Raw genomic sequence first — 15,751 nt, 5'->3', positions numbered from 1 at the left:
AGTTCGGCGTTTCTCTTCCTGCGCGGAAGCGGGTAATTTTCTTGCATCAATAATATCCATTTGGGTATTATACAGAACTATAGAGCCACCGGGTTAATACTAGGTCAGAAGGGTGGAATACACTACACTTGAGACGCGCTGTGAGTACATCCCTGTAAGCTCGTAATCGGCATCCATGCATCATGCGGTCCCAAGCGCAGTATATTTTTTCCTTCCCATAACACCTCCCCGACCAAGAGATAGACTACATTCGAAATCGCCTACACAGCGCCAATGGCTATCTCAGCCCTGAGGCGTTTGAGGAACAACTAGTCGCTTAGTGGTGTGTCCGTTGTTGATGGGTAGGATCAAGCCAATACAAATCATTAACGAACCTGAACTAGGAGAGTTGCGATCTCTGCACTCCGATCTCCGCTATTTCCATGCGGACCGTGAACGTACACGAATAAATTCGCAACTTACTTTGCAGTGGCGACCGACAGATACTCTGACCAGCACCGTCGATTACACCTATGCCAAACAGGATATCTATGAAAATCGTTCAGAGTTATCCGCTTGGATGGATACTTACAAAAGTGATATCGCATTTGATGATGCGTCCGTATATACACCAACTCTGTATTGGGAGGAGCGTCGTGAGCAGAATCCAAGAGATATTGGCTTGGCACTACAGCAACAGAATCAAGTGAATAAACTGGAGTCTCTTGGCCTGAATCTGGTATGGCAGCCCAGCGACCAATTCGAATAGAGCTTTGATGCGCATAAATCAGAATCTTCCAGTTTACCGGATGCCGGCTTTGGTAACTGGATTAATATAGGCCTTGGAGCAAATGTCGCTGCAGGGCAGGGAGTCGATTTTACCAGTGATGGTCTACCGATTCTGGTTGTAGACTTCGATGATTCAGTGTACGGGAATGGTAATGGCGTACTGGATAACGAGGAAGTGGGATCAGCTGTTCGGCAGATATATAATGACCGCTCCCGTGCAGATTTCACCCAAGCGCGCCTGGATGGCAATTTTGTTTTCAGTGAAATGCACTCTATCGATTTTGGTATCGAGTCCCGTGATATGGAAACGCGTTTGCAATCTTCGTTTTATCAGGAGTTGCTTGCCGGTGGCTGGGGAATCGCCAATCCAGGTGATGTTCCGGCTGAGTATTTATCGCCAATAAATTATGCCGATCTGTTTGATGGCTACGACCTCTCATTAAATTCCAACAGCCAGGAATTCTTCGATATAGTCAGTGATGGCCAAGCGGTGCCGCTATTAATTGGCTATACCGGTGATGCCGCTCTGATTGGAGAGCACCTGTCCAGCGCTGCTGGGTTACCCTGGGGTGTTAACCCGGTTGACCACCTGGATCGCAATATTCGTGAGAAGATCCTGGCGGGTTATATGCAATATAATTTTTATAGTGAATGGCAGAGTATGCCAATAAATTTAATAGTTGGGTTGCGCTATGAAAAGACTGATATCACATCTACAGACCTGGCCAATATCCCTACAGAAGTAGTCTGGCAAAGTAATAATGATTTTCAAATACCTGCCGGTGCGGAACCTACGCTGTATTCACAGGAAGCGGACTACGATCATTGGTTGCCAAATGTGGACTTTGATATAGAGTTTATGCCGGGCTTGAAAGGGCGCTTTTCATACAGTAAGACTATTGCCCGAGCCAACTATAGCGAAATGGGCTCTGCCGCTACGGGATTGAATGGTCCCTCTCTGCCCACGCTTTTGTCTGGCTCAGTACTGGGTACAGCAGGCTCAGGAAATCCTGGGATTTTACCACTGGAGTCAAACAATATAGATTTGTCTTTGGAGTGGTATTTTGACGACTCCGGTTATGTCTCTATCGGATATTTTCGCAAAGATGTAGATAACTTTATTGGCTCAGCAGCAGTTGATACCAATTTGTACGGCCTTACAGATCCGAGCAATGGCCCTCGTTCCCAGCAGGCGATGGATGATCTGGCTGAACCAATTAACGATACCAATCTATTTTCAATGGTGGCTGCAAATATTCTCGGTGTGGGCTTTTATGATTACACCGCTGAAGAGTTTGAAAACCTGGTTGATGTAACCGGTAACCCAGATGATGAGCCAATAATGTTCCGTGTATCCCAGCCAATGAGTACTGAGAGTGTGGTAATTGATGGTTGGGAAATGGGAGTTCAGTACTTCTTGGGTGATAGTGGCTTCGGGCTTCAGGCAAACTATACCATTGTTAATGGAGATATAGAATACGATGTAAATCAGGACCCGGATGTAGATGGTGGAGCCCAGTTTGCCTTAACCGGACTTAGCGACACAGCTAACCTGTCTTTGATCTATGAGGACTATGGATTTTCCACCAGACTATCTTACAACTGGCGGGATGAGTTTCTCAGTGGTATTGAGGATGGAGGGAAGAGGCCGCGCTATGTTGAAGAGTATAGTCAGGTTGATTTAAGTGTTGGCTATGAAGTTAATGACAACCTTAAGCTTAGTCTTGAAGGGATAAATCTTTTGGGTGAAGACCAAAGGCAGTTTGGGTGTACCGAGGATCAGCTTTTACGCATCGAAATGCTTGGGCCACGCTATGCACTAAGTGCCCGCTATAACTTTTGAAAGCGGTATCTGGTATAGGCCGCCTGATTTAGATGGCGGCACTATATTATCCGTTATTAATCAATAGCTAAGATTCTTGCCTGTCTAGTTGAGTAAGGTATGTTTTTAACTGATGGCGTGTAGACAATTGTAGGCCCAATATAACAAGAGCAATAGTGAGATTGTGAAGATGGCCAGTATTACGGTTGTCGATAACAAAAGACATCGCGATATCCGGGTATTTTGTGAGCCAAAATTATCCCCTCAGGATGGCCTTGGGTACGTTCAAGTATTTCCTTCTGAGCTAGATGCGGCACATAAAGAGTATCCCATTTTTTTAAAGAAAAATTCTGTAACCGGACGTTTTTTCTTGGCCGCATTACTTTCTTCGGATTTGCATAAAAATGACTTTTTAATCGAGGGGAAATGGTACTCAAGATATGTACCCTTAGTGGTCAGGAGAGGCCCCTTCATTATTGGACGATCAGGCGAAGTATTAAACTTATGTCTAGATCTGGATGATGACCGAGTTAGCAGTGATGGTGAGCGCTTGTTTGATCAGAATGGTGAGCCTACTGCCATGGCAAACAAGGCAATCAGTGTACTTTCCCTTATCCATCGTGGTTATCAGCAGAGTGAGGAGCTTATTGAAGCTCTCACCGCCGAGTCTCTGATTGAACCGATTACGATTAAGCCGACTCATGGGGTTGGAGGCGCAAACCTCAAGGGGCTCTATTCGATCAATCCACAGAGGCTGCGTGAACTGCATGGCGAAACACTTGAGCGGTTAAACAGCTCGAGTTTCTTGCAGTCCGCCTACCTCCTTGCTAGCTCTTCATCAAATGTCGGATTTTTTTTCAATAAAAATAATATTTTTGAAAAAATGTGGATATCTACAGGGAATGAGGGCTTATGAGCCAGGTGAAAAGTGTTGTAGTCGCCGGAGGTGGTACCTCTGGATGGCTGACAGCAGCGGCAATTGCCAAGCTCTATGGAAAACGGGTAAAAATTACCCTGGTGGATAGTACTGAGATAGGGCGAATTGGAATGGGTGAGGCCACAATACCGCCACTTCGTAACTTCCACCGCCTTCTTGGGATTCAGGAGGCGGAATTTATGGCGGCGACCCAGGCTACGTTTAAACTGGGTATTGAGTTTAATAATTGGGCTCGCCTGCAAGATAGTTATTTTCATTCGTTTGGTGTTACTGGTAAAGACTGTTGGGCATGTGACTTTCACCACTTCTGGCTGGCCGGACAGAACCAGGGGTTGGCCGATGATCTCGAAGATTACAATATCGAATTACAGGCCGCTAAACTTCACCGAGTTCTACCTGGGGATTCAGAAAAACTTAATTATGCCTACCACCTAGATGCTGGCCTGTATGCAGAATTTTTGCGTACATATGCGTTAAAATATGGCGCCCGCCATATTAATGGCAGAATAGCCAAGGTGGATGTAGCTGTATCAGATGGTCATATTCAGGCACTTGTTCTTAATGATGGCTCCAGAGTCGAAGGTGATCTGTTTATCGACTGTAGTGGTTTCCGAGCAATCTTGATTGGAGAGACCCTGAATGTTAGCTATGAGCCCTATGGCCACTTCCTGCCATGTGATTCTGCAATTGCAGTCCAAACTGCATCAGAAGAGCAATTGCCCCCCATTACCCAATCAGTAGCCCATGAATTTGGATGACAATGGCGCATCCCATTGCAGCATAGGGTGGGCAATGGGTTAGTTTATTGCAGTCGTCATGTGGAAGATGATACAGCCCACGAGCGATTGTTACAGGTTGTGAAAACTGACCCCGTGAGCGAGCCCCGTAAATTTCGCTATGTCACAGGTCGCCGCATTCAAGCGTGGCATAAAAACTGTGTGGCTATCGGTTTATCCAGTGGTTTCCTGGAGCCTTTGGAGTCCACTTCGATACACTTGGCAATGTCGGCAATATTGCGCCTGTTGAAGTTATTTCCCCGTGAGTTTATCGCTGAAGAAGCTGTATCTACTTTTAATCGGCAGACTCGTGAAGAAGTGGAAATGACTCGGGACTTTATTATCTTGCACTATAAGGCAACGGAGCGTGGCGATAGTTCTTTCTGGCGTTATTGCAGCCGAATGGACATACCGGAATCTTTAAAGCAACGTCTTGAGCTATTTCATAATATCGGGGCTTTGTCCATTAGTAGTAAGGAACTATTCCAAGTTGATTCCTGGGTACAGGTAATGCTTGGGCAGCGCTTAGTACCCCGTGACTATCACCCAATTGTCGACCTGATGGCTGATGATGAACTGTATAGATTCTTGAAAGGCTACAGAAACTTTGTGGCCGAAAAAGTCCGTAGTTTCCCTGCCCATCGAAAAGCCATAGAGAACTATTGTAAATCTTACCTGAATGAGAAAAATTCTTTATGAAGGGTGTGATTAAGCGGGTAGTTATTCTGGGGGGAGGTACTGCGGGTTGGTTGACTGCCGGCGTCATTGCCGCAGAGTACTGTGCGGCTGACAAGGACGGATTGAATATCGTATTAGTGGAATCGCCGGATATTCCCAATATCGGTGTGGGAGAGGGTACATGGCCAACAATGCGTAAGACTCTACGTAAAATTGGCCTCAATGAGACCCAGTTGTTTCGCGAATGTGAGGCTTCCTTTAAACAAGGAGCCAAATTTTGCGGTTGGGTCAAAGGAGTAGAGGGCGACTTTTACTATCATCCTTTAACAACTCCAGAGAACTATGGGGAAATTGACCTTGCCAATATGTGGTGTGCCGATGACAAAGCGGAATCATTTGCTGACAGTGTTAATTTCCAAAGCCGATTGTGAGAACTAGGGCTAGCACCGAAGCAAATTACTACCCCGGAATATGCCGCAATAGCAAATTATGCTTATCGCATAGATGCTACAAAGTTGGGGCAGCTGCTCGCGCGTCACTGTGTAGAAGAACTTGGGATGATCCATCATCGAGGGAACATAATCGGCGTACGCAGTCATCAAAATGGAGATATAGCATCCTTATGTAGGGATGACGGTGGCGAAATCTGTGGAGATCTATTTATTGATTGCTCAGGAAGCCACTCTAGGTTAATTGGTCAACATTTTAGCATCCCCCTCGTATCATGTGCTGATCAACTCTTTAATGATAGGGCCATTACAGTGCAAGTGCCCTATAGTTATGAAGGCGATCCAATTGCATCTCATACCATTGGCACTGCACAAAGTGCGGGGTGGATTTGGGATATAGGCTTGCCGACTCGCAAGGGAGTTGGGCATGTATATTCCAGCGCTCATATAAGTGATGAGAGTGCACTCAGAGAACTGCGTATTTATTTGGCAAAAAGTTTAAGTGAGCAGAAGTTCAGTGAGTTGAGTTTTCGTAAGCTGAAATTCTGTCCAGGGTATCGGGCTAGGTTCTGGCATCGTAACTGCGTTGCGGTTGGGATGGCGGCTGGTTTTGTTGAACCACTGGAAGCGTCAGCTCTGGTATTGGTGGAGCTTGCTGCTGCAATGATTAGCTCAGACTTTCCAGGGCACAGAGTAGTCATGGATATTATTGCCCGACGTTTCAATGATCGATTTAAATATCGCTGGACCAGTATTGTTGATTTTTTAAAGCTGCATTATGTCTTATCCCAACGTAATGACAGTCAGTACTGGCGAGAGCATACTCAAAAGAATACTTCTTCCGAACGATTAAATGAGTGGTTACGACTGTGGGCTTTTCAGCCGCCCAGTAAGCACGATTTTCCTCAGATTGATGAGGTTTTTGCTTCTGCGAGTTGGCAATATATCCTGTATGGTATGGGATTTAAAAGTAAAAGTAGACCTACGAAGCTGAGGTCCCACAATTTAAGCACATATAAAAATCACCTTTATGAAAATAAAAAATTTGTTCAGCAATGTATCTCCAATCTGCCGAGAAATCGGGAATTGATCGAAAAAATCCAGAGCTATGGTTTACAGCAGGTGTAAGCTTTTTGGTGCTAAGCTCGCAATCGTCCACATTGCCCTCATTTTGACCCCGTTTATCGAAAATAGGTGCGATATTTAAATTGCTATATGGTAAAAAGTAAGGATAGAGATGAGTAGTTCATGTTGATATTGACCTGCTTTCATGTAAATAAGATGTAAGTGGACTGATACTGAAGTCTCAGGATTAACAGCCATGGCGATTATGCAAAGTAATACAGCAACAGATGCTTCACAGTTACAATCCAGTGAACAAGCAGGCCAGAGATTTGCACTGGTTGCCCTTACCACTCTGTTTTTTATGTGGGGATTCATCACCTGCCTTAACGATATACTAATACCCTACCTGAAGAATATATTTGGGCTGAGTTATGCTCAGGCAATGTTGGTACAGTTTTGCTTCTTTAGTGCATATTTCTTGGTGTCTTTTCCCGCAGGTTTACTGGTGTCTCGGGTTGGTTTTCAGAAAGGGATTGTGATTGGCTTAAGTGTAGCAGTGCTTGGTTGTTTACTGTTTATTCCCGCGGGAAGAATGGAGATCTATGCTCTTTTTCTTGGGGCATTGTTTGTTTTGGCCTCAGGCATTACGGTTCTTCAAGTGTCAGCGAACCCCTATGTCACCGTATTAGGGAATGAGCGTACGGCTGCGAGTCGCCTGACGATGACTCAGGCCTTTAACTCCCTGGGAACAACTGTGGCTCCCTCATTTGGTGCGTTACTGATCCTCCCCACAGCGGGAGTTGCAGTTGGAGTTGCCACAGCTACTGTTATTGAAATCCCCTACTTGATTTTGGCTTCCACTCTGGGGGCTTTGGCTCTGGTATTTGCCTTCCTCAGACTACCAATAATTATTTCCGACACCTCTCCAGTTACCACAGTCGTGGAAATATCGGCATGGAAATATCGCCATCTGGTTTTGGGTGCAGTGGCAATATTTCTCTATGTGGGAGCTGAAGTGTCAATCGGCAGTTTTCTGGTGAACTTTATTTCTGAGGATTCTATTGCCGGTATTAATGAATCTGAGGCGGCATTTTATATCTCTCTTTATTGGGGAGGGGCGATGCTTGGCCGATTTGCTGGTGCCTTGATTATGCGTGTCGTCGCCGCAGGTAAAGTGTTAGCATTTAGTGCTATAGGATCATGCATCCTGTTATTTATCACAGCTACCAGTAGTGGTTATCTGGCGATGTATTCCGTATTGGCTGTTGGTTTATGTAACTCGATTATGTTTCCAGCAATCTTCAGTTTAGCTCTTGCAAAACTGGGGCGTGCGACTAGTCAAGGGTCTGGTATTCTATGTTTGGCCATAGTCGGTGGTGCTGTGGTGCCATTATTGCAGGGCCTATTAGCGGATCGGATAGGTATTCAGCTGACGTTTCTATTACCAATACTTTGTTATCTCTATATTCTTTACTATGCTCTTTTAGGATATAGAGCGGATTAACATATCTAAGTTATCTCCTCCGAGCTCGTTTTGCCGGCATTTTTATGCCGGCTTTTTTTAATAAAAATACTACTTCTAATTCTTTAGCAGGTGAGCAAGGGGGTCGATTAACTGCATCAGTATTTTCGTACTTTTTTGGCTTGTACAAAAAAGTTAAGGCATTATTTGAGTTGGATGTATCAAATGTGAAATATGGATTTACTAAAAGGGGAGAGGGAAGAATACACTGCACTCGGGACTGTCTTGGGCATTGATGTCGATTACGAGCTTACAGCGATTTATTCACAGCGCGTCTAGAGTGCAGTGTATTCTTTCTTTCTGAACCAGTAGTAACTGACAGTGTGGTAATTTCGTTTGAGTCTTATTGGTAGCTACTTCCGTCTGTGCTTTACATAGGTATTCGCGTTCAATTATCTTGATAGTATCATGTGTTTCCTGGTGTTCACCCTGAAGCAGGATGGGATACTTTACTCCGCAATACAAGGCATTTCAAAGTAGGTGCACAAAACGTGATTTGTGATTTCAGCCGCCAAATTCTGGCCAGATGGGGTATTCCCCCCCCCCAAGGTGAGAATGGGCCTCCGTTCCTATGGGTTCCAGATTCCTGATACTGTAGAAAAAAATAGCTTGGATAGGCCGCGCTAACTTCCATGTAATACCGAAACAGGCTTGAGAATCATTGATATTACCAAAGCTAGCGCTTGTGTTTGGAACGACCAGAATACTATATAGGTGTCTATGTATTTACTGTTGTTGGAGGGGCGAGATAAAATTTATGATAGTGTTTATTGTTGTGCAGTTGATACCATTGTGGCCTGCTGGGTCGATCCGTGCCCGGGCAAATTTCCATTTTGTCGCTAAAAAAGTCCTGCTGAGCTTATTTAGAGGTGCGCTGTGAAGTAATTTTGGGCAGTCTGGACCTGTATGACAACTAATTTCATAGTTGCTTGAATATTTAATGGTTAAGGCAGGGCTGGGCTATGGTGCACTTAACTTATATTGTGGATATAAATTCGGCCTTCTCGATGAACATCTGCAGGTGAGTTGATTAGGGCAAAGTGAATCCTAATATTGTATATACTGGGGAATTTGAACAGTGGGGGAGGTTTCGTGTGGCCTATTTTATCTCCATGTTACTCAAAAGACGTATGAAAAGAATAAACTTCACTGAAGCCTGTATGAGGTATGGATGCCGACTAGGAGTGTCCAGGTATGCATTTACGGGGCGTCGTGAGAGAAGTGTGCGCTTTACTTTCGGCCCAGTTGTGAATACTCAAATTTACGAGCGAAAGAATACGCTTCACTTGAGCCTGTATAAAACATGCATGCAGATGAAGTGTACACAGCTATACAATCACGGCGTGTTTCGAAAGGAGTGTATTTTTCACCTCTGGCCAAATAGTAATAAAGATTTAGGAGTTGATCTCCAATGAGTCGGATGCTACACGAATCAAAGCTTTCCTCAAGCATAATATCTAAAAGTAAGTCCGTCTCTAACAATGAGGTATTCACTGGTAGCGCTCCAGGCTACTTTAATCTCGCTGCTCTCACCTCTTTGTTTTTTATATGGGGTTTTATTACTGGCCTGAATGATGTGCTGGTGCCTCACTTGAAAAATGTATTTGAACTGAGTTATACCCAGGCTGTGTTGGTCCAGTTTTACTTTTTTGCGGCCTATTTTCTGGTTTCTGTACCTGCTGGGCTATTGTTACGTAGAGTGGGCTACCAGTTGGGCTTAGTACTTGGACTACTTATTGCTTGTGCCGGTTGTTTAGTTTTTATCCCTGCCGCACGACTGCAGATTTATGAAGTATTTCTACTGGGGCTCTTTGTTTTAGCCTCTGGAATCACCTTGTTACAGGTCTCTGCCAATCCCTATGTTATTGCGCTTGGTAGTTCACGCTCTGCTCCAAGCCGGCTTAATCTTACCCAGGCATTTAACTCTTTGGGGACCACTCTGGCACCAGTAATTGGTGGGGCGGTATTTTTTACAAGTCTTTCAATGGGCTCGGACTCAGGTAGTGCGACTAACATTGCAGAGTTCCGTATACGTGAGGCTGCTCTGGTGGAGCCCCCATATTTTTGGTTGGCTGTTACTCTGCTAGTGATGGTTGCTTTTTTTTCCTGGATTCGTTTGCCGACAATTCCCAGTCATCAGCAGAAAGCGGGATCCAGGTTAGAAGCTGACAATGCATTTTCAATATGGCGATTCCCCAGGTTAACCCTGGGAGCTGTGGGTATTTTTGCTTATGTTGGTGCTGAAGTTGCTATTGGTAGCTTTCTCGTAAGCTTTTTCGGGGAGCCTTCGGTAGCGAAAATGCCACCATTTGAGGCGGCTCATTTCGTCTCATACTACTGGGGCGGGGCTATGATAGGCCGCTTTGCCGGGGCGTTATTATTGCGCTATGTGTCGGCGGGAAAAATGTTGGCAGTCTGTGGTGTGGGTTCTACCTTGCTTATCGCTCTGGCCATGGTTTCTAGTGGATCAATTGCGGTGTGGTCGATTGTTGCAGTAGGGTTGTGCAACTCCATTATGTTTCCAACCATATTCAGTCTGGCATTGCGGGGATTGGGTGGGTATACAAGCCAGGGTAGTGGCGTTCTGTGTATGGCCATTGTAGGAGGAGCTATTATCCCGCTATTACAGGGTATACTAGCTGACAATGCGGGAATTCAGTTTTCATTTTTGATTCCGATGTTATGTTACTGCTATATCGTTTACTACGGCGCTTTTTTCCCTACATTTCGAGGAGATGCACAAGAATAAATGTAATTTATCGATATTTTTTGTATCGATTTTTATCGCGTATTCTTAGTGCTCTGTTTTTATATGGTTGATACATCGATAGAATCATATCAGATAAGTACTAAAAAGAGAGAAGGAAAGATTACACTGCGCTCGGGACCGTATGAGGCATGGATGCCGATTACGAGCTTACAGGGATGTATTCACAGCGCGTCTCGAGTGCAGTGTATTCTTTCTTTCTGACCCAGTAGCGTATTTGGATAGCTATAAATTATTGCCTGCTGTATTTTTCCGTTAAGGTTTTTACTCAAGGGCGTAAGGGAAATATAACTCCAAGGTTTGTTGGATGGCTTTCTTACTAGTTATTGTTTTTGAGTCTCTTGTGGTGGTGTTCGGGAGTTGATTACTATTGATGATGACATTTGGAGTTGCCTTTTATGGCTAAGAAATATAAAAGTCAATGGCGCTAAGGATTCAAAATTTATAAGGTAGTCCTGAAAGCTCGATTGCACTCGATTAATAACGTAAGAAGGCTTGTAAATTATTTTAAAGTTCTATCGTATTTAGTGAAAGATAATGTGTTGATTATATATTTGGGTGCTACTCAACATTAGCCATTGTTAGGCATCGTCCTTCAACCGTGATGGGGAGGTCACATATTGAGGCAGAGATAGTATCTATCCTACATGTGAAAGGCACGAACCTGTCCGCACTAACCTGATAATAATCCACCTTGTCTGATTGCTGTTGCTCTCGCTTGATGCAAGTCGAATGATATCTGGGCGTGGAGCGAACTTTCAGTAGCAGCAACAGAGGGAAGGCTACTCTAAAGGGAAAGGTAAAGAGTTAGCTGCTTTTTTGATTGTATTTGGCGCGGATGGCAATTTTAAATATTTAGGGATGTATTTGCCGAGTAATCTTGTGGACGTCTCTTTGCTTGGTGTTTGGTAGTGTAAGGACTGCAATCATAGATTTATTCATTATGCTCAAAGACTATCCATCATTGGATTCTATTTTATGTAAATAATTATCAAGAGGGTAAAGTTAGGATGCATGCCCAAATTAGACTGAGTAAAGTGTCTCAATTGAGAGGTACTTTTTGGGGGTAAACCCTATCACTACTATTGTTTGTTGCAAGTGCTATTTCGGTAGAGCCTCTCGCTATTAATGACAATCAAGTCTTGATTGGGTAGCAGGCAGGTGACCTCGCGAATATTAGCTATTTCTAGAGCAACAGCAACCAAGATGGGAATACATACTGCAACAGAAAAACAGTCAACGGGAAAAGTTGGACTGTAATTTCCCATTGGTGCGTACAGCTATGAGGGTAGTAGATAACGATGGATATTTTGAGAATTCCGTCTGAAATGAAGCTATGGTGTGGGTGGCAGTTGACGCAGCAATGACAAACGATATGTATGTAATAGTGGATGGGGACCCTTACTAAAAATTTACCCATGGCCAGAGCTATGTAATAAATTTCTTTCAACGTATGGCATCTGATTATGGAGAACTGCATACAACTCTGTATTGAGTTGTTAACTTGTTAGTTTTTCGGGTTAACAAAATCTGTTTGGGCTCGTGGAGGTGCGAGTCTAATCTTTATAAAACATTGACTTATTATAAGAGTTTTAAAACTTTTCTTTATTCTGTCTGTAACTTTATCAATTTAAAAATTCGCGTAACTGGGTATGTCAAGGAGTTTGATGATGGATTTTCACAGAAGGTGCCTTTGGGGGAGTGTATTGTTCTGTTTGGCATTTTCCGCATGTAAAAAAAATGATATCGATGTTGTGGATATATCCAACATGGACATTCAGAACTGGCCAAAACTTGAAGCCGCTTTTCCGCCAGATGCTGCTCTTGAGACCAGGATCAGTGACCTAATTGATCAGATGTCCGTTGAGGAAAAGGTTGGGCAGCTTATTCAGGCTGAGATTAAATACGTTACTCCTGATGAAGTTAAGAAGTACCACCTGGGGTCTGTTTTGAATGGAGGAGGAACTTATCCAAACAATGATAAGTTTGCTTCACCGGAAGACTGGTTGGCGTTATCGGAAGCATTTTTTGCTGCATCTATGGATACTTCAGATGGTGGTGTAGCCATTCCAATTATCTGGGGCTCTGATGCGGTTCACGGGCACAACAATATCGTGGGAGCGACTTTGTTTCCCCATAATATCGGCTTGGGAGCAGCCCGTGACGTGGAATTGATTGCCCGCATTGGCCAGGCTACGGCGCGCGAAGTTGCAGTGACCGGGGTGGACTGGACCTTTGCTCCGACAATAGCGGTAGCGCGCGATGACCGTTGGGGTCGAACTTATGAAAGCTATTCGGAAGATCCATCCATCGTCGCTGATTACGCAGAGGCAATGGTGAGGGGCTTGCAGGGAGAAAAGCTATCAAAAGATTTTTTACGCGGTGAACACCTTGTGGCTACGGCCAAACACTTCGTGGGAGATGGCGGTACAAATCGAGGTATAGATAGGGGTGATAATGCTGTGCCTGAAGCAGAGCTGGCAAAGGTACACGCTGCCGGATACCTGACAGCTCTACCTGCTGGTGTGCAGACAGTAATGGCTTCTTTCAATAGCTGGAATGGCAACCGCTTGCACGGCCACAAGTACCTGCTTACAGAGGTGTTGAAAAACCGTTTAGGGTTCGATGGTTTTGTGGTTGGCGACTGGAATGGGCATCGTTTTGTTCCAGGTTGCAGCGTTGATAGCTGTGCGGCAGCGATTAATGCTGGGCTGGATATGTTTATGGTGCCCTCTGATTGGAAAGCCCTGTATAAAAATACTCTGCTTCAGGCTAAGAGTGGTGAGATAGATCAACTTCGTCTTGACGATGCGGTAAGACGTATTCTCAGAGTGAAAATTCGGGCTGGTCTCTTTGAGCACCAGCGCCCACTGGCAGGTAAGAGTGGCATTATCGGTAGTGATGAGCACCGTGGTTTAGCGCGGGAAGCTGTACGTAAGTCTCTGGTCCTACTGAAAAATAACAAGCAATTATTACCGCTAATGCCGTCACAAAATATACTGGTGGCGGGTGATGCGGCGGATAATTTAACAAAGCAAACCGGCGGCTGGACTATTTCCTGGCAGGGGACGGGAAACAGCAGGGAGGATTTCCCTGGAGCCACCTCTATTTTTGAGGGAATTTCCGCTGTCGTTGATAAGACTGGAGGCCAAGCAGTTCTCAGTGAAGATGGTTCATTTTCAGCCGATACTTTCCGCAACGGTGCAGGCCCGGATGTTGCTGTCGTTGTCTATGGTGAAGAACCTTATGCGGAGTGGCATGGTGATCTCGCCAATATCGAGTACCAAATGGGTAATAAAACAGATCTGGCACTGCTGAGCGGATTGCAGAAACAAGGCATTCCGGTAGTAAGTATTTTCTTGTCTGGGCGCCCACTGTGGGTCAATAAAGAAATGAATGCTTCTGATGCTTTTGTTGCCGCTTGGCTACCTGGATCTGAAGGTTCAGGTGTTGCTGATGTACTGTTTAGAGATGTTGAGGGACAGGTCCGTTTTGAGTTTACCGGTACATTGCCTTTCAGTTGGCCTATGTATACACACCAGACAGTACTCAACCCTTACCATGAAAATTACGAGCCACTTTTTGCGCTTGGATATGGTATGCAGAGCCATACCCGTTCATCGGTAAATCGTGAACTCAGTGAAGTGAGTGAAACCTACACCGAAGGTGCCTTGGAAGATGCCTGGTTAATGGTGTCGAGACCACGTTCTCCCTGGAATTTATATATCCAGGAGGAAGAATCACAATTAGTTGCTGTAAGCGGCAACCTGGCTAGTAGCGGTGTCGATGAAAATATTTTGGTGTCATCGATTGATATGGAATCTCAGGAGGATGCCCGCTTAATCCAGTGGAAGGGTTTGCGTTCTGGAAGTGTTCAGTTGACAGCCAACAGTGATCAGGACCTGAGTCGTTACCTTAGGGAGCGCGCTGCATTGACTTTGGATATCCGTGTAGACCAACCGGTAACAAAACCATTTACTGCAGTGATTGATTGCGGCGAAGGCTGTGTCGGTAAAGTTCCGCTACAGTCGTCTTTGCAATCTTTACCCGCCGGTAGATGGACCCAGTTTTCGATTGATTTGCAGTGTTTTGCAAAAACGGGGGTGGACTTTACACAGATATCCAGTGCTTTGCGCCTGGAGAGTGAAGGGCCTACAACATTGGCCCTGGCTAATATTAAACTGGTACCGGAGGCCGCAGCTAAAGCGGTAGTGAAATGCAAAGGATAATAGGATTTCTGCTAATTCTTGTGGTGCTAAACTTAGGAGCATTATTGTCGGGTTATACAGTTGCCGATGAAGTTTGGCTGAAGAAAGACCAGCTGTCTATTGCGGTTGATCCGAAAGTGGGCGGGAGAGTAACCGCTTTACGCTATAAGAACATTGAACTGTTAACCGGGTCAGAGATACATCCGATTAATTTCGGCTCTACTTTGTGGATTAGTCCGCAGAGTCTATGGGATTGGCCCCCAATAGCAGCTCATGACTCTCAACCGTATCAAGTTATAAAGAGCGGCGCTCAAAATCTGTCTCTGGAAGGCCCTGTAGGAGCTGGAGTCAGTGTGGAGAAACACTTTAGCTGGACTGGCCATGATCTGCTACAGCTGGATTATAAGCTTGAAACCACAAAGGATTTTGAAGCACTTGCGGCTTGGGAAGTCACGCGAGTGCCGATTGAAGGCCTGGCTTTTGCTCCAGTAAATCCTGAGACCATAAAAATCGTATTTGGCAAAGTAGATTATCAGTTGAGCAGGGATACTCTTTGGTTGCCTTTAGACAGCAAAAAACCTTTGATTGAAGGAAAAGTGATTGCAAATGGCACTGAGGGATGGCTGGCTTATGTTAATAATGGACTGTTGTACATTAAATTATTAACCCGGTGGCTCTATAGTTCTGTATAATACTCAAATGGATATTATTGATGCAAGAAAATTACCCGCTTCCGCGCAGGAAGAGAAACGCCGAACT

General features: G+C 44.8%; 7 protein-coding genes and 2 pseudogenes. All 9 read left to right on the top strand.

The genetic code is table 11. The annotated features are described in order from the left end of the window. Positions 1–337 precede the first annotated feature (337 nt). The 9 genes and pseudogenes from ACCI49_RS20830 (at position 338) to ACCI49_RS20790 (ending at position 15,684) form a co-directional block, all read left to right on the top strand. The gene (locus ACCI49_RS20830; RefSeq protein WP_371841158.1) at positions 338–748 is read left to right on the top strand and encodes a hypothetical protein; all 411 of its coding nucleotides are present in this window, start codon (positions 338–340) and stop codon (positions 746–748) included. A 156-nt stretch (positions 749–904) separates the two neighbouring features. Next, entirely contained in the window at positions 905–2,611 is a 1,707-nt protein-coding gene (locus ACCI49_RS20825) for a TonB-dependent receptor (RefSeq protein WP_371841157.1), read from the top strand. Between the two features lie 169 nt (positions 2,612–2,780). Continuing rightward, entirely contained in the window at positions 2,781–3,506 is a 726-nt protein-coding gene (locus ACCI49_RS20820) for a SapC family protein (RefSeq protein ID WP_371841156.1), read from the top strand. Next, positions 3,503–5,002: pseudogene (locus ACCI49_RS20815) on the top strand (tryptophan halogenase family protein). Before ACCI49_RS20820 ends, ACCI49_RS20815 begins: the two are co-directional and overlap by 4 nt. Further along, positions 4,999–6,558, top strand: a pseudogene (locus ACCI49_RS20810) (tryptophan halogenase family protein). Before ACCI49_RS20815 ends, ACCI49_RS20810 begins: the two co-directional pseudogenes overlap by 4 nt. A 193-nt stretch (positions 6,559–6,751) precedes the next feature. After that, entirely contained in the window at positions 6,752–7,999 is a 1,248-nt protein-coding gene (locus ACCI49_RS20805; RefSeq protein WP_371841155.1) for a sugar MFS transporter, read from the top strand. Positions 8,000–9,428: 1,429 nt separating this feature from the next. Further along, entirely contained in the window at positions 9,429–10,766 is a 1,338-nt protein-coding gene (locus ACCI49_RS20800) for a sugar MFS transporter (RefSeq protein WP_371841154.1), read from the top strand. 1,787 nt (positions 10,767–12,553) lie between these two features. Next, entirely contained in the window at positions 12,554–15,013 is a 2,460-nt protein-coding gene (locus ACCI49_RS20795) for a glycoside hydrolase family 3 protein (protein WP_371841153.1), read from the top strand. 44 nt (positions 15,014–15,057) lie between these two features. Next, positions 15,058–15,684 (top strand): hypothetical protein, encoded by a 627-nt coding sequence (locus tag ACCI49_RS20790; RefSeq protein ID WP_371841152.1) that lies wholly within the window; start codon positions 15,058–15,060, stop codon positions 15,682–15,684. Positions 15,685–15,751 lie beyond the last annotated feature (67 nt).

This window comes from Microbulbifer epialgicus, from assembly GCF_041447265.1.
Taxonomy (GTDB): Bacteria; Pseudomonadota; Gammaproteobacteria; order Pseudomonadales; family Cellvibrionaceae; genus Microbulbifer; species Microbulbifer epialgicus.
The sequence above is the reverse complement of the archived record's forward strand: the minus strand, read 5'-3'. Positions and strand labels throughout refer to the sequence as shown.